Here is a 20,316-nt window from a genome sequence, read left to right as displayed (position 1 = left end):
ATGACCGAGCGCGAAGGCGATCGCTCCGTCTCACAAACTGTACGCGCCCAGCTCAGCTTGCGCGATCTGATCCTCTCCGGAGATTTGCGGCCGGGGGAGCGGATCTCCGAATTGCAGGCTGTTGAAACGACCGGCGCTTCGCGCACCCCGGTGCGAATGGCATTGGTCCGCCTCGAAGAGGAAGGACTTCTGGAAGCGCTTCCTTCTGGCGGCTTCATGGTGAAGGCGTTCTCCGAGCGAGATGTCCTGGATTCGATCGAACTGCGTGGCACGCTCGAAGGTCTGGCCGCTCGTTTTGCAGCCGAGCGCGGTGCTTCGTCGCGTGATCTCGAGCCTCTGAAACGATGCCTTGACGAGATCGACGGCGTGGTGCGGCAGGATCCAATCTCCGTCGACGCTTTCTCCTCGTACGTTGCGCTCAATGCGCGCTTTCACGCCATGTTGACCGAATTGTCGCGTAGCCCGCCCTTGATCCGGCAGGTGGATCGCGCCTCCGCGCTGCCCTTTGCCTCCCCGAGCGGCTTTGTGGTGACCCAATCGACACTGCCGGATGCGCGCGACACGCTCATGATTGCGCAAGATCAACACCGCGTCGTGATCGACGCAATCGAAAACCGCGAAGGTGCGCGCGCTGAGGCGATCATGCGCGAGCATGCGCGAGTGGCGGCGCGCAATTTGCGCTTTGTGCTCCAGAACAAGACGCATTTTGACCTACTGCCGGGGCTGGCGCTTATCAGGATGGCAGGCGAGTAAAGGAATCTGCATGCGGTTCATTGAAAGCTGGATACCGGCAACCCTTGTCGCGACGCGCGATCTGACGCCTTCGATCCGCGAGTTGCTAATCAGACCGGAAAGCTTTGATGTCGCGACCTATCCGGTCGGCAGCCATATCAATGTCGCTGTCACTATCGATGGGCGCCCAGAGACGCGGTCTTACTCGCTGGTCGGCGAAGCCGACCGAGGCGGCTATCGTATCGCGGTGCGCCGCGCCGAGGACACCCGCGGCGGCTCGCGGTACATGTGGTCCCTTGCGCCGGGTGCGCGGCTGAGCATCACATTGCCTGCCTCGTTGCTGCAGATCGACTGGGCGCGCCGGCACTACTGCCTGATTGCGGGCGGCATCGGCATTACGCCACTGGTTGGGGCAGCTCAGGCGCTCGCCCGTCGCGATGCCGATTTCACGCTGCATTATGCTGTGCCCTCCCGCGAGCAAGCCGCCTATTTGGATGTCCTCGCCCCCTTGCTGAACGAGCGGCTTATTGTCCATGCAGGCAATGAGGAGCGCCGGCTCAATTTCGATAATCTGTTCGCCTCGCTGCCGCCTGACGCCTTGACCATGTTGTGTGGTCCGATGCGGATGCTCGATGCCGCGCGCCGGGCCTGGGATAGCGCAGGACGAACGGTGTCCGACCTGCGCTACGAAACCTTCGGGTCGAGCGGCTCGCTGCCGACTGAAGGATTTCGGGTTCGCTTTGTCGATCGGAACCTCGAAATCGAAATTCCGAGTGATCGCTCGCTGCTGGACGTACTCAATGAATCCGGTTGCGAGGTGATTGCGGATTGCCGGCGCGGCGAGTGTGGTGTTTGCGCCATCGACATCATCAAGATCGACGGTGAGCTTGATCATCGCGACGTCTTCTTCAGCGAGCCGCAGAAACGCGCGAACGAAAAGATCTGTGCATGTGTCTCCCGCGCCCGGGGCACTATCACGGTCGATATACGGCACCGCCCGGAAGCTCTGTAGGTCGCTGCAAACCGTTTTCGGTGCCTCCCTCACAACTAGCTGCATGTCGCGTTTATCACGGTGCGCACATGATTACCGGATAAAGGCGTCGCTGCTTGGAGGTCCTTTGCGGCCATGTCCAGCAAGGCATGAATTCCGATACCCTTGCTACCAGCCGCGTCCATTATCGTAAATGGCACTGTGGCGGGTTGTGCTTGCGCTCAGCCGCGCCCGCGTTCGAGCGAACTCTAAACGACCGGGGCAATTTTCGAAACAGAATCCACTTAAGGGGCGCGTCGAGTGATCATGAAGCGCCGTAAGATCCAATAACAAACCCTAGGCGGGGGCAAACCCTGCCGCATCATTGTGCCGTCGCTGTCTGCTCGGGAACAAAGATGCCGGAAACCTGACAGAGCGCAAGATCCACTCCACGGCGGACTCGTCGTCTGTGCGTATTTTCTCACGTCGAGCCTAGGGTGGTGCACCACATTGCGCAAGCGGCACAGGTATTGCTGGATGACGAGCGAGGAGCTGCCGCCGTCAAGACCAGTCGAAGCGGCCCGTGACAGGAGTTTCCTATGAAGTTTGCGACGCTGCTCTTGCTCGCGAAAACGACGCGCGTCAATGTGGTGGCCGCCGCGAAGGTCTGCACCACTAAGAGGCGCTGCGCGTTCCATACCTCGGCGCGCCGGATGTGCACACGATCACTGCCTCGAGACAGCGACCGTCTCTCACTGGGGCGCTGAAGCCTATGGATGCGTTTTCGGCAGAGATTTGGCAATCCGTTGCGCTTACGATCGAGCTCGCCAGCGTGACGACCATGATCCTCCTGGTGATTGGCGCGCCGCTCGCGTGGTGGCTAGCGTGTTCACATACTGTTTTGCGCGAGGCGGTGGCAGCGATCATCACGCTACTGCTGGTGCTGCCGCCGACGGCACTCGGTTTCTGTGTCCTCGTGCTGCTCGGCCCCGGCGGACCGGGGGGGCTTCTCGCTTCTTTCTGGGGCGAGCGCTCGCTCGCCTTTACCTTCGCAGGAATCGTAGTCGGATCGGTGCTCTCGGCGCTGCCTTTGGTGGTGCAGCCGATCCGCAACGCCTTTGTCGCGATGGGCGACCCTCCGCTGGAAGCTGCGGCGCGGGTTTCTCCGTTGTATGCCTTCATTACCATCGGTTTGCCGCTGGCACGATTGGAGTTTGTCAAAGCCGCTGTAATTGGCTTTGCTCATACGATCGGCACATTCGGCGTCGTGATGATGATCGGCGGCAATATTCCTGGGCGCACCAAGGTGTTGTCAGCCTACGTCATAGACTACGTCCAAGCATCACGCTGGCGCGAGGCGGGTGTGGTTGCGGGCGGTATGGTGATGTTTGCTTTTGCGGTCATCTTCACCTTAGCTCTCCTCGACAGACGCTGTGCCAGGAGAAGCACATGAGCGCAGGCGCGCCAGACCGGACCGAGTGGCTTTCGGCTCGTCAGACCAGACATGCCAGAGCTGGAACAGCGCAAGCCAGCTCCGTCTATTGGCGAGGATAGAATGAACAAGCTTGTTATGACCGCAGTGGTTGCTGGAATCAGCTTCAATTCAGTACATTCAGCGCCTCTGCCCGAGGCCATGGCCGATGACGTCGGAGTTTCTCAGCAACGCCTTGCCAAGCTAGATGAGTTCTTCGATCGTGAGATCGAAAGCAAGCGCGTGCCGGGCGCGGTGGTTGCAATCGCCCGAGACGGCAAGCTGATTCATTACAAGGCGTATGGCCAACTTGATCCTGCAAAAGGATCGTCGATGCGCCTCGATGCGATGTTCGCGCTTGCATCTATGACCAAGCCGATGGTGGCCGTTGCCGGGCTCACCCTCATGGAGCAAGGTCGCCTGCCTCTACAGGGCAGGCTTACGGACTATTACCCGGAATTCGCAAACATGAAGGTCGCGGTGCCACGGCCTGACGGTTCGTTAATGTATCAAGCGCAGAGTTCTCCGATCTACATCCACGATCTTTATCGGCACACATCAGGTCTCACCTATGGCGCGCCTCCAGATAGCCCAGACCAAGTGGCGCGTCTCTACCCGGATTTTGCAGCCCCGCCGCTAAAGGGTGACAAGCAGGCGTTCATCCAGGCCATTACCAAGTTGCCGCTAGCGCACCAACCGGGGACGGAATTCGAATACGGCTTCTCGACCGACGTGCTCGGAGCTGTGGTGGAACAGGTCAGCGGACAACGATTGGGCGACTATCTTGCCAGCAACTTGTGGAAGCCGATCGGGATGCAGGATGCCACTTTCCATTTGTCCACATCACAACGCGAGCGCCTCGCGCATCCGTTTCCAGACGACCCGCTGACTGGAAAGCAACAAGAGATCGAGCTCCTCGAAAGTCCGACACTGTTTGACTGCGGAGGGGCCTGCGCGTTTGCGACAGTCGGTGACTATGTGCGCTTCGGGCAAATGCTGCTAAACGGCGGGGAGCTCGATGGGCAGCGCATTCTCGGCCCGAAGACGGTGCGCCACATGATCTCCAACCACCTCGGGCCGGAGATCAAGAATAAGATTGCCAATGTGGAGGCGCATCGCGCCGGCTTCGGCTTCGGACTCGGAGTGGCTGTGCGCATAAGCGAGGGTATCTCGGCGGTTCCGGGCAATCCAGGTGAGTTCACCTGGACCGGCGCTTACGGAACACAATTTTTCTGCGACCCGAAGGAGCGTCTGATCGTGGTGGTCGGAACGGCCGCGCCCGGAGAAATCCGCAAGTACTATCGCGAACAAGTCCAGTACATCGTCTATGCTGGAATAACTCGATAATTCGCCCGGCGTTGACCCGACGACAGTTTTGGGTGGTTGGAAACCGGCGTTGCCGCTGGACACCGATGACTGAACTCAGCGCCGGAACGGCTATCCTCGGCCGGATTGCGCCGATGCTAGGAACGAACGTGACGCTTCCGGCATCGCGAAGAGACTCTCGTAGGCGAGTGCGGTGTCGCGATATGCTAAGAGGACCGCGGCTTGCCGTCGATTGGCTCGCGCGATGCTCTCCTAGATGTCGCTTTAGAACATCCAGACCGTCGCGTCCGATCCCTTGGTAATGCCGTGCGGCAGCCACACTGAATGACAGACAGATCAGATCGATCCGCCTCGCAAATCAAAGCATGTGCGCTGCGCGGCTCGGCATCGCGTTCTGTTCGGCGCTGGGCCGGCCACTTTGGCGTGTTTCCGCAGTCGGACTACGACGCGGATCGAACCCCATTTGCCCCGCGGAGAGCAAGTCTGATTGAGATGGACGGTGCCCGTCAACTGCACCAACTCGTTCTGTCACCAACTCGTTCAAGAAGCGGTATGCGCGCGCTTGTTCCGATTGTGCAAAAGCCGGTATGACGTGGTCGCCCTGGATTGGCAAATAATTGTGCTGCTCTGTTGAAGTTCTCACATCGACGTTCAAAGCCCGACATCACTGGCGTGACATGGCTCAACGGCGCGAGCCTGGGGCTTGCTGGCCGGCTCGCCGATAGGGCAAGAGTCGAAAGGCTGGCTTGGCGCCCAGTCAAGCGTTGGGTTCCGATGGCCTGTTTCTTGCTGCTGCGCTAGCAGTTCGGTCGGCCGACGACGACTCACATGGAAGGCTTCATGAGCGGGGCAACGGAGACGCTTTACAGCGTGATCAGACGTCAGGGCATCACGCGTCGTAGTTTCCATAAATTCTGCAGTTTGACGGCCGCCAGCTTCGGACTTGGTCCGCTTGCCGCAAGCACTATTGCCGACGCCCTGGAGACCAAACCGCGCGTACCCGTCATCTGGCTGCACGGGCTCGAGTGCACCTGCTGCTCGGAAAGCTTTATCCGCTCGGCCCATCCGTTGATCAAAGACACGCTGCTGTCAATGATTTCGCTCGACTATGACGATACGATCATGGCGGCGGCTGGACACCAGGCTGAAGCCATCCTGGAGGAAGCCCGCGCCAAGTATAAAGGCAAGTATGTGCTTGCGGTCGAAGGTAATCCGCCGCTGAAGCAGGGGGGCATGTTCTGCATTGACGGCGGCAAGCCGTTCGTTGAAAAGCTCAGGTCGATGGCGGAAGAGTCGATGGCGATCGTCGCTTGGGGCACGTGTGCGTCCTGGGGGTGCGTGCAGGCGGCCAGACCCAATCCGACGGGCGCGGCGCCGATCGATCAGGTGATCAAGAACAAGCCGATCATCAAGGTACCCGGGTGTCCGCCTATCGCAGAGGTCATGAGCGGCTTGGTGACTTTCATCACCACGTTCGGAAAGCTTCCGGAGCTCGATCGCCAAGGGCGCCCAAAGATGTTTTATTCCGAGCGCATTCACGACAAATGCTATCGACGTTCCCATTTCGACGCCGGCCAATTCGTCGAAGAGTGGGACGATGAGTGCGCACGCAAGGGTTATTGCCTCTACAAGATGGGCTGCAAGGGGCCAACCACCTACAATGCCTGTTCGGCCCTTCGCTGGAACGGCGGTGTTTCATTTCCAATTCAATCCGGCCACGGCTGCCTCAGTTGCTCCGAAGACGGCTTTTGGGACAGAGGTTCATTTTACGACCGACTCACGACCATCAAGCAGTTCGGCATTGAGAAGAACGCCGATCAGATTGGTATGGCTGCTGCAGGGGTAGTTGGGCTGTCCGTCGCCGCCCATGCGGCGGTCACTGCCGTGAAGCGGTTGACCAACAAGCCGGATCGCACAGCCTCACAAAAATAAGCGGAATTGAGAAGAGGACGACGGTGGCCGGACAGATACCAAAAGGGTTCAATCTCGATCGCTCCGGCAAGCGAATCGTCATCGATCCGCTGACGCGGATCGAAGGCCACCTGCGTGTCGAAGCCAATGTCGATTCCGACAACGTGATCCGCAATGCGGTTTCGAGCGGGACGATGTGGCGTGGCATCGAAGTCATCTTGCGCGGACGTGATCCGCGCGACGCCTGGGCGTTTACTGAGCGGATTTGCGGTGTCTGCACCGGCACCCATGCGCTGACCTCCGTGCGCGCGGTTGAGAATGCGCTAGGGATCACGATTCCGGAGAATGCCAATTCGATCCGAAACATCATGCAGCTGTGCTTGCTCGTGCATGATCATCTCGTGCATTTCTACCATCTGCACGCGCTCGATTGGGTCGACGTGGTATCCGCGCTCAAGGCCGACCCCAAGACCACCTCCGCGCTGGCGCAGTCCATCTCGCCGTGGCCGTTGTCATCCCCTGGCTATTTTAAGGATTTGCAGATCAGGCTGACTAAATTTTTCGGATCAGGGCAACTAGGTCCCTTCAAGAACGGCTATTGGGGGCATCCGGCCTACAAGCTGCCAGCGGAGGCGAACCTGATGGCCGTGGCGCATTATCTGGAAGCGCTCGACTTCCAGAAAGAGATCGTCAAAATCCAGGCCGTCTATGGGGGCAAAAATCCGCATCCTAACTGGCTGGTCGGCGGCGTGCCCTGCGCGATCAACATCGACGCAACTGGTGCGGTGGGTGCGATCAACATGGAGCGACTTAATCTCGTATCCTCGATCATCGACCGTTCGATCGAGTTTGTCGAGCAGGTCTATCTGCCCGACGTCGCAATGATCGGCTCGTTCTATAAGGATTGGCTACATGGTGGCGGACTTTCAAGCAAAAGCGTAATGTCCTATGGCGACATCCTCGAAAACGCCAACGACTGTTCTGCGAACAATCTCAAGCTGCCACGCGGCGTCATTCTTGATGGCAATCTCGAGGAGATATTGCCGATCGACCATAGCGATCCGGACCAGATCCAGGAGTTCGTCACGCACTCGTGGTATAAGTACCCGCGCGATTGCTGTGGACTGCATCCATGGGATGGCATCACCGAACCGAGTTTCGAGCTCGGGTCAAAAGTCAAGGGGAGCAAGACAGATATCGAGGAACTCGACGAAGGTGGCAAGTATTCGTGGATCAAAGCGCCGCGCTGGCGCGGCCACGCCGTCGAAGTCGGACCTTTGGCGCGATACATCATCGGTTATGCGCAGGGCAAGGCCGAGTTCAAGGAGCCGACCGACAGACTGCTCAAGGGACTCAATCTTCCCCTGACGGCGATGTTCTCGACGCTTGGCCGTACCGCGGCGCGGGCACTCGAATGCCAGTGGGCGGCGCATCAGCTGCGTTATTTCCAGGATAAGTTGGTCGTCCATATTAAGGCAGGCAATACGGCAACTGCAAATGTCGCAAGATGGAAGCCGGAAAGCTGGCCCAAGGAGGCCATGGGCTACGGTTTCACTGAGGCGCCGCGCGGTGCGCTTGGGCACTGGATCAAGATCAAGGACACGAAGATCGACAACTATCAATGTGTCGTACCGACGACATGGAACGGATCTCCTCGCGATCCCAAGGGCAATATTGGCGCCTTTGAAGCCTCCCTGATCGGCACCCCGTTGGCCGATCCGCTGCGCCCCCTGGAGATCTTGCGTACGATCCATTCCTTTGACCCGTGCCTGGCGTGCTCGACCCATGTGATGAGTCTTGACGGCCAAGAGATGGCTTCAGTCAATGTTCGTTAGGGACATGCTGAACAACGCTCCGCAGCCCCCCGCTGCCGTCGATGCGGCACCGACCGAGCGCGGCATCGGCCGTCGCGGCGCCTACGTTTATGAGGCGCCGGTGCGACTGTGGCACTGGGTCAATGCGGCGGCCATTCTGATGCTGGCCTTGACCGGCTATCTGATTGGAACGGGGACGCCGGCGATGTCGGGACAGGCAAGCGGCAATTACCTGTTCGGTTATATCCGATTTGCGCATTTCTCTGCGGGATATGTGCTCAGCGTCGGCTTTCTTCTGCGTATTTACTCGGCCCTGATTGGAAATCGACATGCCATGCAGATCTTTTGTGTTCCGCTCTGGCGCGGGTGCTTTTGGCGCGAGGTGCACCACGAGATTCGCTGGTACGCGTTCCTTGCAGTTGAGCCCGACAGACGCGTCGGGCACAACCGCCTGGCTCAGCTCGCAATGTTCCTTATGTTTACGCAAACGATCACCTTCATGATCGTCACAGGTTTTGCACTTTATGGGCAGGGCGCCGGTAGCGACAGTTGGCAGGACAGGCTGTTCGGGTGGGTGTTTTCAATCTGGCCAAATAGCCAGGACGTCCATACCTGGCATCATCTCGGTCTGTGGGTGATCGTGGTCTTTGTGCTGGTTCACATCTACGCGGTGATCCGGGAGGACATCATGTCGCGCCGGAGCATCTCCTCGATGATTTCGGGTGAGCGCGAGTTACGCGATTGAATGGCAAGCGGATACTAGTTCCGGAGAACAAGCAACGGATCCTTGTGCTTGGCATCGGCAATATCCTGTGGGCCGATGAGGGGTTCGGCGTGCGGGCGGTAGAGGAGTTCCATCGCCGCTATGTAGTCGCTGACAATGTCACCATCCTTGATGGCGGCACGCAGGGGCTCTACCTGGTAAGTTATCTTGAGCAGGCCGATTGCATGATCGTGTTCGATGCCATCGACTTTGCACTCCCGCCCGGACAGTTGAAGCTCATGCGGGATGCCGAGGTGCCAAAATTTGCTGGCGCCAATAAGATAAGCCTACATCAGACCGGTTTTCAGGAGGTCTTGAGTGCGGCCGATCTGCTTGGCCGCTGCCCGCGAGACCTCGCTCTCATCGGATGTCAGGCGCTGGACCTGGAGCATTGGGGCGGTCCGCTGACAGCTCCGGTGCGCTTCCAGATTGCGCCGGCGATCGAACTGGCTTGCAAACTCCTGGCGCAGTGGGGCTCGCCGGCCACACCGCGAACGACGCCGCTGCCCGCATCAGAACGGCTGTTGGCGAACAATATCGACCATGCAAGTTATGAGATGGGAGCGCAGCCAATCTAGCGGCCCGCGATTGATCATGTGCCTCGGCTTGCCAATGACGATTGTTGAGACGGACGACATCACGGCACTTTGTGAGTATCGCAACGAACAGCGGCGTGTCTCGGTCATGCTGCTCTACGGCGCCCCGGTCGGCGCCAGGGTGCTCGTTCATATCGACAGCGCCGTGCGACTCTTGGATGAGGATGAAGCAAGACTGATCTCGGAAGCTCTCGACGGGCTTGACGCCAGCCGTAACGGCCAGGACTGCGATCCCTTCTTTGCAGACCTGGTCGGCCGTGAGCCGCAATTGCCCGAACACCTACGTTAGCGGTTCTGCTGCGGATGTTGCGGTGACTACGCCTGCCCGCAAATCGATCAATCGCGCGCACCTTCTGCATGGAAAGATCAAAATGCTTCGAGCCATTGATTCCGGTCTCCCCCACAGCGAGACAGTGATTGGCACGTGCCTTGCTACATCTCACCTAGCTCAAACCAAGAACTATCAGAAAGGAGTCTGATGAAATTCAAGCTGGCGCGGCATGATCTGGCACCCTGTCCGTCCGAGGTAGAGAGCGTCGGCGCGGATGCACGCCTCGTCACGCACGCTTCCGCGAGCACGCCGGAAGTGCCGCTGGCGGTCGATGCCGTACATTCGCTCCGGGCCGTCCATCTCGCATTATCCCTTCCTGAATTGATCAAGGCTTTTCGGCGTTGCGTGCAAAGCACAGGGCCTGCGCATGCGTTGGCTGGAAAGCTGGTCGGAAGACTCGGCCCGCGTCGTCGATTGACGCCAATTTTGTGCCATCGGCACGATACGCTCTGCCTGATCGGCAGGCGTCTGGACCGTTTGATCAGGATCGACCGCATCGTCGTACCGATCATTTGGCTGTACGCGGGTAGCATTTGTGCCGGCTATGCCTCCCGATAGATCCAACGGGACATCGTATCATGAAGACAGCGGTCCGCGTCGTATCCGAGGACGCCGAGCAGGTGGTGAGCAAGTCTGCCACGGGCACGGAAAGTCTCGATGTATTCCATAGCGGGCTCACGACTATGGAGGCGGTAGCCAAGCGCGCTCGGCGCGACGGCAACGAGCTTGCAAGGAACTATCCGAATGTCACGGTGCTGTTGTCGAATGTCGCCGCTGCCGCTCGCGGCCAGAGGCAGAGCACTCGGACGCAACTGTACGGACTCGCCAATCTCAGCAAGCTCGAGCGCAAGCTGATTGGCGAGGTGCTCGGGGAGGGCGAGGTCGCCGGCGTGGTTGCGCTGCCAGATGGCTCCTTTGCGCAACTCCGGGAGGCGGTCCTTGCGGGAATCTGGCGCGTGCGTATCGGGGCCGAATCGGCGCACGAATATGTCGAGGTTGGGGCAATCCCGCAGATTGTGCAGCGCGCCGCAACTGAGTTGACGTCTGCCGACTTTCCGATCGGCGCGGCGCCGGACGGCGCCATGAACGTGCTCGCGGTGCTTGCGGAAATACGCGCGCGGGCGCGTGTGTGGCGGTCGGGCATGCGGGCGCATGTTATCAATCTGACGTTGCTGCCGATGAGTGCTGTGGACATGACGTTCCTGCAGCAAAGTTTGGGCCATGGTCCGGTCCAGCTCATCTTCCGCGGTTACGGCACATGCCGCGTGCAGGCGACAGGAGTGAGGAACGTCTGGTCGGTGCAGTACTTCAATTCTTTGGACGACGTCATCCTCGATACGGTGGAGGTCGGAGACGTGCCGATCGTTGCCTTGGCTGCTGACGAGGATTTCGAGGACTCCGCCGGGCGCCTGCAGGAAATTATGGAGGCGTACCTCACATGAAGAACTTAAAGATATTCGAAATTCAGTGGGATCTCGCAGACAGCGTAGACAGCGCAGGCAGCGCGGCTGCCGTTCCGCGCGAGCTAATGACGCAGCGGTGCATATGAGCTTCGCGATCCGCAATAAAATCGATGTCACGGTCTGGCTTGCTGCCGACGTAATTGCCGCGGTCGAGATCCTACCGCGAGCCCGGCCACCGCTGGCGCGGCTGTTCGTCGGCAAACCGGCCTCGTCGCTGCTCAAACAGATCCCGCGGCTCTTCGCATTGTGTGCCGTTGCGCAGCAAACCGCGCTTCTGTCTGCGATCGAGACGGCGCGCGACGAAGCGATCAGCCCCACGACAAGGCAGCATCGTGTTGCGCTGGTCGTTGCCGAGCGCATCGCGGAATTGCTGCGGGGTCTCTTGGTCGGACATCTTGCCCAGGACACCGCCAGTGCCGCGGCTATTCGCTCCGTGATGCAGGGAATGTCAGCACTTATCGGTAGCGGACAACCGGCCTGCGGTCCTGCTCGACGCGAAGCGACGGCAAGAATTGTGGCTGGGCTGGCCGCGATCGGCATGCCGAACGGAGATGGCGCGCCCAGGCCCTGCAGCCCATTGGCAATTCGCATAGCCGCGCTGGACGAGATCGACCTGAAATCGATCCGGATCGCGCACTCGTTCCTGTCCGTTGCCGACGACCGCAACATCATTGAACGGCTGCTCGGTGATGACCCGACATTTTGTCATTGTCCCGACCTTGGGGGGCGTGCGCCCGAGACGGGTCCATGGGCACGCCAAATGACGCGTGATCGGCTCTGGCTGGGTCGGTCGGGTGCGGTCGAGCGGCTGAAGGCCAGAATTGCAGAAATCGTTCGGCTCTGCGATTGGCTCAATTCCGGCGCTCATATTGACTCAGCGGAGCCTGGGATCATCGAAAGCTACCGGTTGGGTTCTGGACGCGCCGCGACCGCGGTCGAATGCGCCAGGGGCAGGCTCTATCACGCGGTTGAGCTTGATCCTTGGGGCCAGATATACCGCTTCGAATTTCTTGCTCCGACGGAATGGAATTTCCATAGGAGCGGACCGGTTGTCCGGAACCTGCACGGCGTGGTGCTGAGGGCGAGACGGCATCAGAAAGCGGTTCGTGCGGTGATTGAATCGCTTGATCCCTGTGTCGGATTCACACTCAGGTTTCGCAAAGTTGACGATGCATGAAATGGCGATTTGTCTGGGCATCATCCAAATCGTCGAGGAGGAGATGCGTCAGCGATCGTTGTCGCGGGTGCGGAGCATCTGTCTGGAAATCGGGGCGCTCAGCCATATCGCGCCTGATGCGATCAGGTTCTGCTTTGCTGTCGTTGCGACGCGAACGATTGCCGAGGGGGCAGCTCTTGAGATCCTCGAACTTCCGGGTGTCGCCTGGTGCATGAGCTGTTCTAACAGTGTGGAAATTGCTCGCCGCGGTGACCCCTGTCCTTGCTGCGGCAGCTATCAGTTGCAAGTAACGGGCGGCGAGCAGATGCGAGTGAAAGAACTGGAGATCGATTGATGTGTACCGTTTGCGGTTGCAGCCAAGCGACGTCTTCGATCGAACTTGCCGGAGCACGTGATCCGGAGAGCCAAGGCCGTTGCTATCCTCATAGTCAGGACGATTGCGGGCGCCATGACGTACATTTTCACGGCGACGAGAGCGTGCAGAATTCATCCCATGCCCGCCACAGTCATGATCACGAACATTATCAGAGTGATGGTCGGCAAGCGCTTCTGAGCTGCAGCGCCGGCCCAGCTGGATCGAAGGTCAAGGGCGCGAGCCGCGAACGCATCATTCGGGTCGAGCGTGACATCCTCGGCAAGAACAATGCGATCGCCGCCGACAACCGGACGCTCTTCGCGGCCGATGAACTGGTGGTATTTAATCTTATGTCGAGTCCCGGTGCTGGCAAAACCTCGCTGCTCGTCCGCGCCGTATCCGAGCTCAAGCTCAGCTATCCGACCGGCGTCATCGAGGGCGATCAGCAGACCTCAAACGATGCCGAACGCATTCGAGCGGCCGGCGTGCCAGCTATTCAAGTCAATACGGGTAAGGGGTGCCATCTCGATGCTGCAATGATTGGCGAGGCTTATCGCCGCTTGCCGCGGCTCACGCGCGGTATTCTCTTCATCGAGAACGTCGGTAACCTGGTCTGTCCCGCGGCCTTCGATCTTGGCGAGGCCTGCAAGATCGTTGTGTTGTCGATGACCGAAGGTGAAGACAAGCCGCTGAAATATCCCGATATGTTCGCGGCTTCTTCACTCATGGTGATCAACAAGATCGATCTGGCCTCACTGCTTGAGTGCGATCTGGACAAGACCATTGGATATGCCAGACGCGCCAATCCAAAGATCGAAGTGCTTACGGTCTCGGCCCGTACCGGCGAGGGTTTTGACGCGCTCTACGCTTGGATCGATAGAAAGGTGGTCCACCAAAGGCAGGCCGTAGAGGACGCCAGGCGATGAGCGCCGCAACCATTTGCGACCGAACACGACTGCGCGTGCGCGTGAGCGGAGCGGTGCAAGGGGTCGGCTTTCGTCCTTACGTCTATGGCCTCGCTACGCGGTACGGATTGGCAGGATTTGTCGCCAACGGCCCGGAGGGCGTCACAATCGAAGTCGAAGGTGGCCGTGCGTCAGAATTTCTTGCCACATTGCCGCTCGAGGCGCCTCCGTTGGCGCGCATCGACCACATCTGCGTTCAGGAGACAGCGGCGCTCGCGACAGAAAAATTTTCGATCGGCGCGAGCGAAGGCGGAAAATTGTCAACGCACATCATCGCCGACGCCGCGACCTGCGCGCAATGCCTCAGCGAGCTGTTCGATCCACAGAATCGCCACTACCTTTATCCCTTCATTAGTTGTTCCCATTGTGGTCCACGCTACACTATTGCCGGGCGGCTCCCATACGATCGCCACAACACGGTGATGAAGGCGTTTAGGCTGTGCGCCGCCTGCACGGCCGAATATGCGGATCCGGCGAGCCGCAGGTTTCATGCGGAGGCGATCGCGTGTCCAGAATGCGGCCCTCGGCTTAGCCATGGGATCAACGCCATTGTCGCTGCAATCGCAGGCGGTCAAGTCATAGCCATAAAGGGTCTCGGCGGCTACCAGCTCCTTTGCGATGCCCGTAACGAGGACGCTGTGCAGCGCCTGCGCAGCAGAAAGCAGCGCCGTCAGAAACCGTTTGCAGTTATGCTCGGTTCCATAGAGTGCGTCAACGAGATCGCGGAAGCGAACGCTCTCGAGCTCGCGCTGCTCGAATCCGCAGCGCGGCCCATTGTGCTTTTAACTTCGCGCAAATGTCTAGCGCCCGCCATAGCGCCCGGCTTGTCTCGCGTTGGCGTCATGTTGCCTGTAGCGCCGCTGCATCATCTGATCTTTCATGCGCTTCGCTCGACAGGAGCGTGGATTGCGGAACCAAGCCCGGTCATCGTCGTCACCAGTGCCAATCCTTGCGGCGAGCCGCTCCTGATCGACAACGCGCAGGCGCTGCGCCGACTCGAGGCGATCGCCGACCTTGTCGTGACCCATGATCGGGATATTTTGACGCGTGCTGATGACTCCGTGGTCGCGGTGGTGGCTGGCCGCTCCCAATTCATTCGTCGCGCTCGTGGCTATGCTCCCGAACCGATCCGGCTCGCGCAGTCTGTGCCGCCCGTGCTCGCCGTCGGCGGCGCGCTGAAATCGACCGTCACCATCACGCGGGACAACCAAGCGTTCGTCTCCCAACATATTGGCGATCTCAATACGCCCGAAGGCATCCGTGTGTTCGAGGGGACGATTCAACACCTCACATCGATCCTTGACGTAGAGCCTGTCGTCATCGCTCATGATCTGCATCCCGACATGGCATCCACCCGCTTTGCGCAAGCAAGCGGCCGCGCGCTGATTGCAGTCCAGCACCACCACGCACACGCCGCCGCCGTGATCGCTGAACATGGCCATGCAGGACCGGTGCTAGCTCTGGTGCTCGACGGCCATGGCTTTGGCTCGGATGCTGGTAACTGGGGTGGCGAGCTATTGTTGTGCGAAGGCGCGATGTGCCGACGCATCGGGCATCTCGCGCCGCTGCAAATGCCTGGCGGCGATCGCGCAGCCCGTGAGCCGTGGCGCATGGCGAGCGCGATACTACACTGGCTCGGACGGGGTAACGAAATCGCGCCGCGCTTTGCAGCGCAACGGCAAGCTCGATGTATCTCGGCCTTGCTCGATCAGTCGGGCGGGGCCAGCACGACCAGCGCGGGCCGGCTATTCGACGCGGTGGCGGCGCTGCTGGGGATTGTGAGTTGGCAGAGCTATGAAGGAGAAGCCGCGATCAAGCTCGAGGCGCTAGTGCGGCGGACTGCGATTCTAGAGGCCGGGTGGACGATCGATGGTGGCGTGCTGTCGCTTCGTCCGCTGTTTGCGCGATTGATTGCGGACGACATTGACGCCGCAGGCGCAGCCGGCCTGTTTCATGGCACCTTCGCCGCTGCCTGCGTTGACTGGGTCATGCGCTCCGCGCGGATAACCGGCGTCAATACCGTCGTTTTGAGCGGAGGCTGCTTTCAGAACGCGGTACTGATGGATGAGATCTGGCGCGGGTGCTGCGCTGCCGGCCTGACCCCGCTGGTGCCACAGCGGGTGCCGGCCAACGATGGTGGTTTGAGCCTTGGCCAAGCCTGGATTGCCGCTTTGCAGATTGCTGGACAGTCGTCCGCCACCGAACGGAGAATCTGATATGTGTCTTTCGGTTCCGGCAAAGATCGTAAAACTTCTTCCCGACCACATGGCCGTCGTGTGCATCGACGGTGTTAGCCTGGAGATATCGATTGCTCTTATCGACGAGCTCGACGTCGGTGATCACGTCCTTGTCCATGTTGGGTACGCGCTGGCCAAGATCGATCCGATAGAAGCCAAGCGCACGCTGGAGCTCCTGCAGGAGCTAGGCAGCGCAGGGCAGGAACTCCGGCCATGAAATATGCCGACGAATTTCGCGACAAGACCCTTGCGCAGCGGCTCGCCGGTGCGATTAGCGCCGAAGCTGATCCGCAAAAGGCCTATCGGTTCATGGAATTCTGCGGTGGACACACTCATGCGATATCACGCTATGGCCTTGAGGATCTGCTGCCCGCGAATATTCGCATGATCCACGGGCCCGGTTGTCCGGTCTGTGTCCTACCTGCCAGCAGGATCGACATGGCGATTCGTCTCGTCGAGCGGCCGGAGGTCACCCTTTGCGTCTACGGCGACCTGATACGGGCGCCTGGCTCGCAAGGACGGTCCCTGTTGCGAGCCAAGGCGCTCGGCGCAGACATCCGGATGGTGTACTCGACGGTCGACGTTATCCGGATCGCCGAACAGGCGCCGAGCCGCGAGGTCGTGTTCTTTGCCATCGGATTTGAGACCACGACACCCCCGACGGCCGTGATGATCCGGATAGCCGAGAAGAAGCGGCTGAAGAGCCTTAGCGTGTTCTGCAACCACGTGCTTACACCCTCTGCGATGCAGAGCATTCTCGAGAACCCGAAAATCCGCAATATCGGCGGGGCTGCAATCGACGGTTTCGTCGGGCCTGCACATGTCAGCACGATCATCGGGACGCAGCCTTACGAGCTCCTGGCGGAACAATTCGGCAAGCCGATCGTGATCGCGGGATTTGAACCGCTCGACGTGATGCAGGCGATCCTGATGCTGGTGCGACAGGTGAACGAAGACCGCTACGACGTGGAGAACCAATACAGCCGTGCAGTGAGGCGTGAAGGCAATCGGCGCGCCAAAGACGAGGTCTCGCAGGCATTCGAACCGCGTGAGCAGTTCGAATGGCGCGGGCTCGGTTTCGTACCAAATAGTGGACTGAAGCTGAAGCGGGCCTACGCGCGGTTCGACGCGGAGGCGCGTTTTGCGATGCACGAACTGAGGGTCGCCGACAATCCGGCGTGCGAGTGCTGCGCCATCCTGCGCGGCGCCAAGCGGCCAGTCGATTGCAAGCTGTTTGGAACCCTCTGCACGCCGGAAACTCCCATAGGATCCTGCATGGTCTCATCGGAAGGCGCCTGTGCGGCGTATTGGACATATGGCCGCGTTCGCGATGATCAGGTGAGCCGAACGTCATGAGCGTACAGGGCTATCAACGCAAGCTCGATCTCGAGAACGGACGCGTTGATCTTTCCCATGGGGCCGGGGGACGAGCCATGGCACAGCTGATCTACAGCCTTTTTCACCGAGCCTTCGGTAATGAATGGCTTGCCCGCTGCAATGATCAATCGGCCTTTGACGTTGCGACGGGTAAAATGGTGATGACGACCGACGGTTATGTGGTTTCGCCGCTGTTCTTTCCTGGCGGCAATATCGGCTCACTCGCTGTGCACGGGACGATCAACGACGTCGTGATGTCCGGCGCGCGCCCTCTCTATCTGTCGGCCAGCTTCATCATTGAGGAGGGGTTCCCGCTGTCTGATCTGAAGGCGATTGCGGATTCGATGGGCGCGGCAGCGCGCGGCGCGGGCGTTTACATCATTGCGGGGGACACTAAGGTCGTCGAGCGCGGCAAGGCTGATGGTCTGTTTATCTCCACGACCGGAATCGGGGCTCTGGCCCATGGGTTCGATCTCTCCGCCGATAAGGCTATGGTCGGGGACCGTGTGTTGGTGTCGGGCAGCCTTGGCGACCATGGCGTGGCGATCATGTCAAAACGCCAGAACGTCGGGTTTCAAACCGAGATCGTGTCGGATTCCGCAGCGCTACATGACCTTGTCGCCGTTATGATTGCGGCTGGCGGCGCCGGCATCCGGGTGATGCGCGACCCCACGCGCGGCGGTCTTGCCGCAACCCTCAACGAAATTGCGCATCAATCGGGCCTTGGCTTCCGTCTACAGGAAGCAGCCATTCCGGTGAAGCCAGCGGTCGCGGCAGCCTGCGAACTCCTTGGGCTTGATCCGATCCATGTCGCCAATGAGGGCAAGCTCGTTGCGATCGTCACGCCCGATTTGGCCGATGCAGTGCTTGCAGCTATGAAGGCGCATCCGCTCGGACGCGATGCTGCTGATATCGGCGAGACGGTAGCTGACGATCACAAATTTGTGCAGATAGCGACCAGTTTCGGCGGCGGACGGATCGTCGATTGGTTGTCAGGCGAACAGTTGCCTCGGATTTGTTGAACAATCCACGCCCATTTGCGACGAGCATGAAGGCGTCAACCGTGCGCATCTAGGAATCAGATTGATGATCAATGGTCATTTGGCCATCAGCGGTGGCAAACAATCCAGCCTCTGGGTAAATCCTGCCTCACTGGCAGACTACGTTGTTCGTTCTTCGACAAGGTCGGCAAGACTGGATTCGTTGTTAACTTTTCCGCGAGCCGAGAATTCGATTAAGCGCGTCATCTCTATCGCGGAGTACGACGGTTAAGCTTAGCGAGCACGGTCGCTCAACCCATTCGGCATCGAAAACCTGCGCGGCTGGTCAAAGATCGCTGAATTCCTGCGCCATTTGGGCTGCTGCGTCGCAATATCGCTGCGCTCTTTCAATTAGAAAGGCGCACTAGGCAGGGAGTTTGCAAATGAAGGTCGGAGTTCCCAAGGAAATCAAGGCACACGAATATCGCGTGGGCCTGACCCCTGGAGCCGTCCGCGAATACGCGGCAGCAGGACACCGCGTAATGATGGAGACCAATGCCGGCGCTGGCATTGGCGCAACCGATGACGATTATCGCAGCGCCGGTGCAGCGATTCTGGATTCTGCAGCTGAGGTATTCGCATCGAGCGAAATGATTGTGAAGGTCAAGGAGCCTCAGCCGTCCGAATGGAGCCAGCTGCGGGATGGCCAGATCCTGTTCACCTATCTGCATCTGGCGCCGGACCCGGAGCAGGCCAAGGGGCTTCTAAAATCGGGATGCACCGCAATCGCTTATGAGACCGTGACTGATGGGCATGGTGGCCTTCCGCTGCTGGCTCCGATGAGCGAGGTCGCAGGCAGGCTCGCGGTCGAAGCGGCGGGTAGCGCCCTAAAGCGCAGTGCAGGCGGACGAGGGCTGTTGATCGGTGGCGTGCCCGGTGTTCAGCCGGCCCGCATCGTGGTGATCGGTGGTGGCGTCGTTGGTACGCACGCGGCACGGATGGCGGCCGGTCTGGGTGCAGAAGTGAGTATCATCGACCGCTCGATACCTCGGTTGCGCGAGTTGGATGAGCTATTCGAAGGGCGCGTTCGAACCAGGTTTTCGACCATCGAAGCTGTGGAGGAAGAGGTATTTGCGGCCGATGTTGTGATTGGTGCCGTGCTCGTTCCAGGTGCGAGTGCGCCGAAGCTGATCCGCCGGAGCATGCTGAGCTCGATGCGTAAGAGGGCCGTGCTCGTGGATGTCGCTATCGATCAGGGCGGCTGTTTTGAGACTTCGCACCCAACCACTCACGCCGATCCAACCTATGAAGTGGATGGCATCATTCATTATTGCGTGGCCAATATGCCCGGCGCCGTGCCGCTGACCTCGAGCCAGGCACTAAATAACGCCACGCTGCCGTTTGGCTTGGCTCTGGCCAATAAGGGGTTTTCCGCCGTGTTGGAAAATCCGCATTTGCGTGCAGGCCTCAACGTCTATCGAGGCCGGCTGACTTACAAGGCGGTGGCCGACAGTCTCGGGCTCCCGTTCTCACCGATCGAGCAGGCTGCAGCCTGATCCCAGAGGCCCCTACGGGCGTTTCCTCCCTGACTTGGGCCACCCTCCGGGGTGGCTTTTTTTCGGCTCTATCAATCTGCTGCGGTTCGCTGAGATTTGTTTGCGACGCCGAGCGCGGCCGTAATCTGCGAGATTTGAACATTTGCGTGCGCCGGCTCGGCCAGGGGGCCCTCGATTACCGGAGCGGTTCTATTTGGTGCCATCGCGACGATTTTTCTCGTTGCGATATGGAGACGTTGCTTGAGCCGATGACGACGTCGCCCGATTGACATCGTGGTGCCTTCGCTGCCGC

General features: G+C 59.7%; 19 protein-coding genes. All 19 read left to right on the top strand.

What is annotated here, in order from left to right:
- Nucleotides 1-753: a GntR family transcriptional regulator gene (locus J2R80_RS41935; protein WP_253640869.1), complete on the top strand. Its 753-nt coding sequence runs from the start codon at nucleotides 1-3 to the stop codon at nucleotides 751-753.
- Between the two features lie 10 nt (nucleotides 754-763).
- Nucleotides 764-1,744, top strand: a complete 981-nt coding sequence (locus J2R80_RS41930; RefSeq protein ID WP_253640868.1) for a PDR/VanB family oxidoreductase — start codon at nucleotides 764-766, stop codon at nucleotides 1,742-1,744.
- Between the two features lie 730 nt (nucleotides 1,745-2,474).
- Nucleotides 2,475-3,155 carry a molybdenum ABC transporter permease gene (locus J2R80_RS41925; RefSeq protein ID WP_253640867.1) on the top strand — a complete coding sequence of 227 codons (681 nt, stop codon included), beginning with the start codon at nucleotides 2,475-2,477 and terminating at the stop codon, nucleotides 3,153-3,155.
- Nucleotides 3,156-3,257: 102 nt separating this feature from the next.
- The gene (locus J2R80_RS41920) at nucleotides 3,258-4,520 is read left to right on the top strand and encodes a serine hydrolase (RefSeq protein WP_253640866.1); all 1,263 of its coding nucleotides are present in this window, start codon (nucleotides 3,258-3,260) and stop codon (nucleotides 4,518-4,520) included.
- A gap of 819 nt (nucleotides 4,521-5,339) precedes the next feature.
- The gene (locus J2R80_RS41915) at nucleotides 5,340-6,431 is read left to right on the top strand and encodes a hydrogenase small subunit (protein ID WP_253641104.1); all 1,092 of its coding nucleotides are present in this window, start codon (nucleotides 5,340-5,342) and stop codon (nucleotides 6,429-6,431) included.
- A 23-nt stretch (nucleotides 6,432-6,454) separates the two neighbouring features.
- Nucleotides 6,455-8,245: a nickel-dependent hydrogenase large subunit gene (locus J2R80_RS41910; protein ID WP_253640865.1), complete on the top strand. Its 1,791-nt coding sequence runs from the start codon at nucleotides 6,455-6,457 to the stop codon at nucleotides 8,243-8,245.
- A 4-nt stretch (nucleotides 8,246-8,249) separates the two neighbouring features.
- A complete protein-coding gene (cybH, locus tag J2R80_RS41905) occupies nucleotides 8,250-8,969 on the top strand; it encodes a Ni/Fe-hydrogenase, b-type cytochrome subunit (protein WP_253640864.1) in 720 nt (239 codons plus the stop codon).
- A gap of 11 nt (nucleotides 8,970-8,980) precedes the next feature.
- Entirely contained in the window at nucleotides 8,981-9,565 is a 585-nt protein-coding gene (locus J2R80_RS41900; protein WP_253641103.1) for a HyaD/HybD family hydrogenase maturation endopeptidase, read from the top strand.
- Between the two features lie 16 nt (nucleotides 9,566-9,581).
- Entirely contained in the window at nucleotides 9,582-9,872 is a 291-nt protein-coding gene (locus J2R80_RS41895; RefSeq protein ID WP_253640863.1) for a HypC/HybG/HupF family hydrogenase formation chaperone, read from the top strand.
- A gap of 189 nt (nucleotides 9,873-10,061) precedes the next feature.
- Nucleotides 10,062-10,472 carry a hypothetical protein gene (locus tag J2R80_RS41890; protein ID WP_253640862.1) on the top strand — a complete coding sequence of 137 codons (411 nt, stop codon included), beginning with the start codon at nucleotides 10,062-10,064 and terminating at the stop codon, nucleotides 10,470-10,472.
- A 20-nt stretch (nucleotides 10,473-10,492) separates the two neighbouring features.
- Complete coding sequence (locus J2R80_RS41885; RefSeq protein ID WP_253640861.1) at nucleotides 10,493-11,356, top strand: hydrogenase expression/formation protein; 864 nt, start codon at nucleotides 10,493-10,495, stop codon at nucleotides 11,354-11,356.
- Between the two features lie 103 nt (nucleotides 11,357-11,459).
- Nucleotides 11,460-12,554: a hypothetical protein gene (locus tag J2R80_RS41880; protein WP_253640860.1), complete on the top strand. Its 1,095-nt coding sequence runs from the start codon at nucleotides 11,460-11,462 to the stop codon at nucleotides 12,552-12,554.
- Entirely contained in the window at nucleotides 12,547-12,888 is a 342-nt protein-coding gene (gene hypA, locus J2R80_RS41875; RefSeq protein ID WP_253641102.1) for a hydrogenase maturation nickel metallochaperone HypA, read from the top strand. The genes J2R80_RS41880 and hypA overlap by 8 nt, the downstream gene beginning before the upstream one ends.
- A complete protein-coding gene (hypB, locus tag J2R80_RS41870; RefSeq protein WP_253640859.1) occupies nucleotides 12,888-13,835 on the top strand; it encodes a hydrogenase nickel incorporation protein HypB in 948 nt (315 codons plus the stop codon). Before hypA ends, hypB begins: the two co-directional genes overlap by 1 nt.
- On the top strand, nucleotides 13,832-16,090 hold the full coding sequence (hypF, locus tag J2R80_RS41865; protein WP_253640858.1) for a carbamoyltransferase HypF: 2,259 nt from the start codon (nucleotides 13,832-13,834) through the stop codon (nucleotides 16,088-16,090). Before hypB ends, hypF begins: the two co-directional genes overlap by 4 nt.
- Nucleotide 16,091: 1 nt before the next feature.
- On the top strand, nucleotides 16,092-16,328 hold the full coding sequence (locus J2R80_RS41860; protein WP_253640857.1) for a HypC/HybG/HupF family hydrogenase formation chaperone: 237 nt from the start codon (nucleotides 16,092-16,094) through the stop codon (nucleotides 16,326-16,328).
- Nucleotides 16,325-17,467 carry a hydrogenase formation protein HypD gene (hypD, locus tag J2R80_RS41855; protein WP_253640856.1) on the top strand — a complete coding sequence of 381 codons (1,143 nt, stop codon included), beginning with the start codon at nucleotides 16,325-16,327 and terminating at the stop codon, nucleotides 17,465-17,467. Before J2R80_RS41860 ends, hypD begins: the two co-directional genes overlap by 4 nt.
- Nucleotides 17,464-18,510, top strand: a complete 1,047-nt coding sequence (gene hypE / locus J2R80_RS41850; RefSeq protein ID WP_253640855.1) for a hydrogenase expression/formation protein HypE — start codon at nucleotides 17,464-17,466, stop codon at nucleotides 18,508-18,510. Before hypD ends, hypE begins: the two co-directional genes overlap by 4 nt.
- Nucleotides 18,511-18,911: 401 nt before the next feature.
- The gene (gene ald, locus J2R80_RS41845) at nucleotides 18,912-20,024 is read left to right on the top strand and encodes an alanine dehydrogenase (protein WP_253640854.1); all 1,113 of its coding nucleotides are present in this window, start codon (nucleotides 18,912-18,914) and stop codon (nucleotides 20,022-20,024) included.
- Nucleotides 20,025-20,316: the final 292 nt, after the last annotated feature.

The organism is Bradyrhizobium sp. USDA 4541, from assembly GCF_024171085.1.
Lineage (GTDB): Bacteria > Pseudomonadota > Alphaproteobacteria > Rhizobiales > Xanthobacteraceae > Bradyrhizobium > Bradyrhizobium australafricanum.
This window is presented reverse-complemented; position numbering and strand designations above follow the sequence as displayed.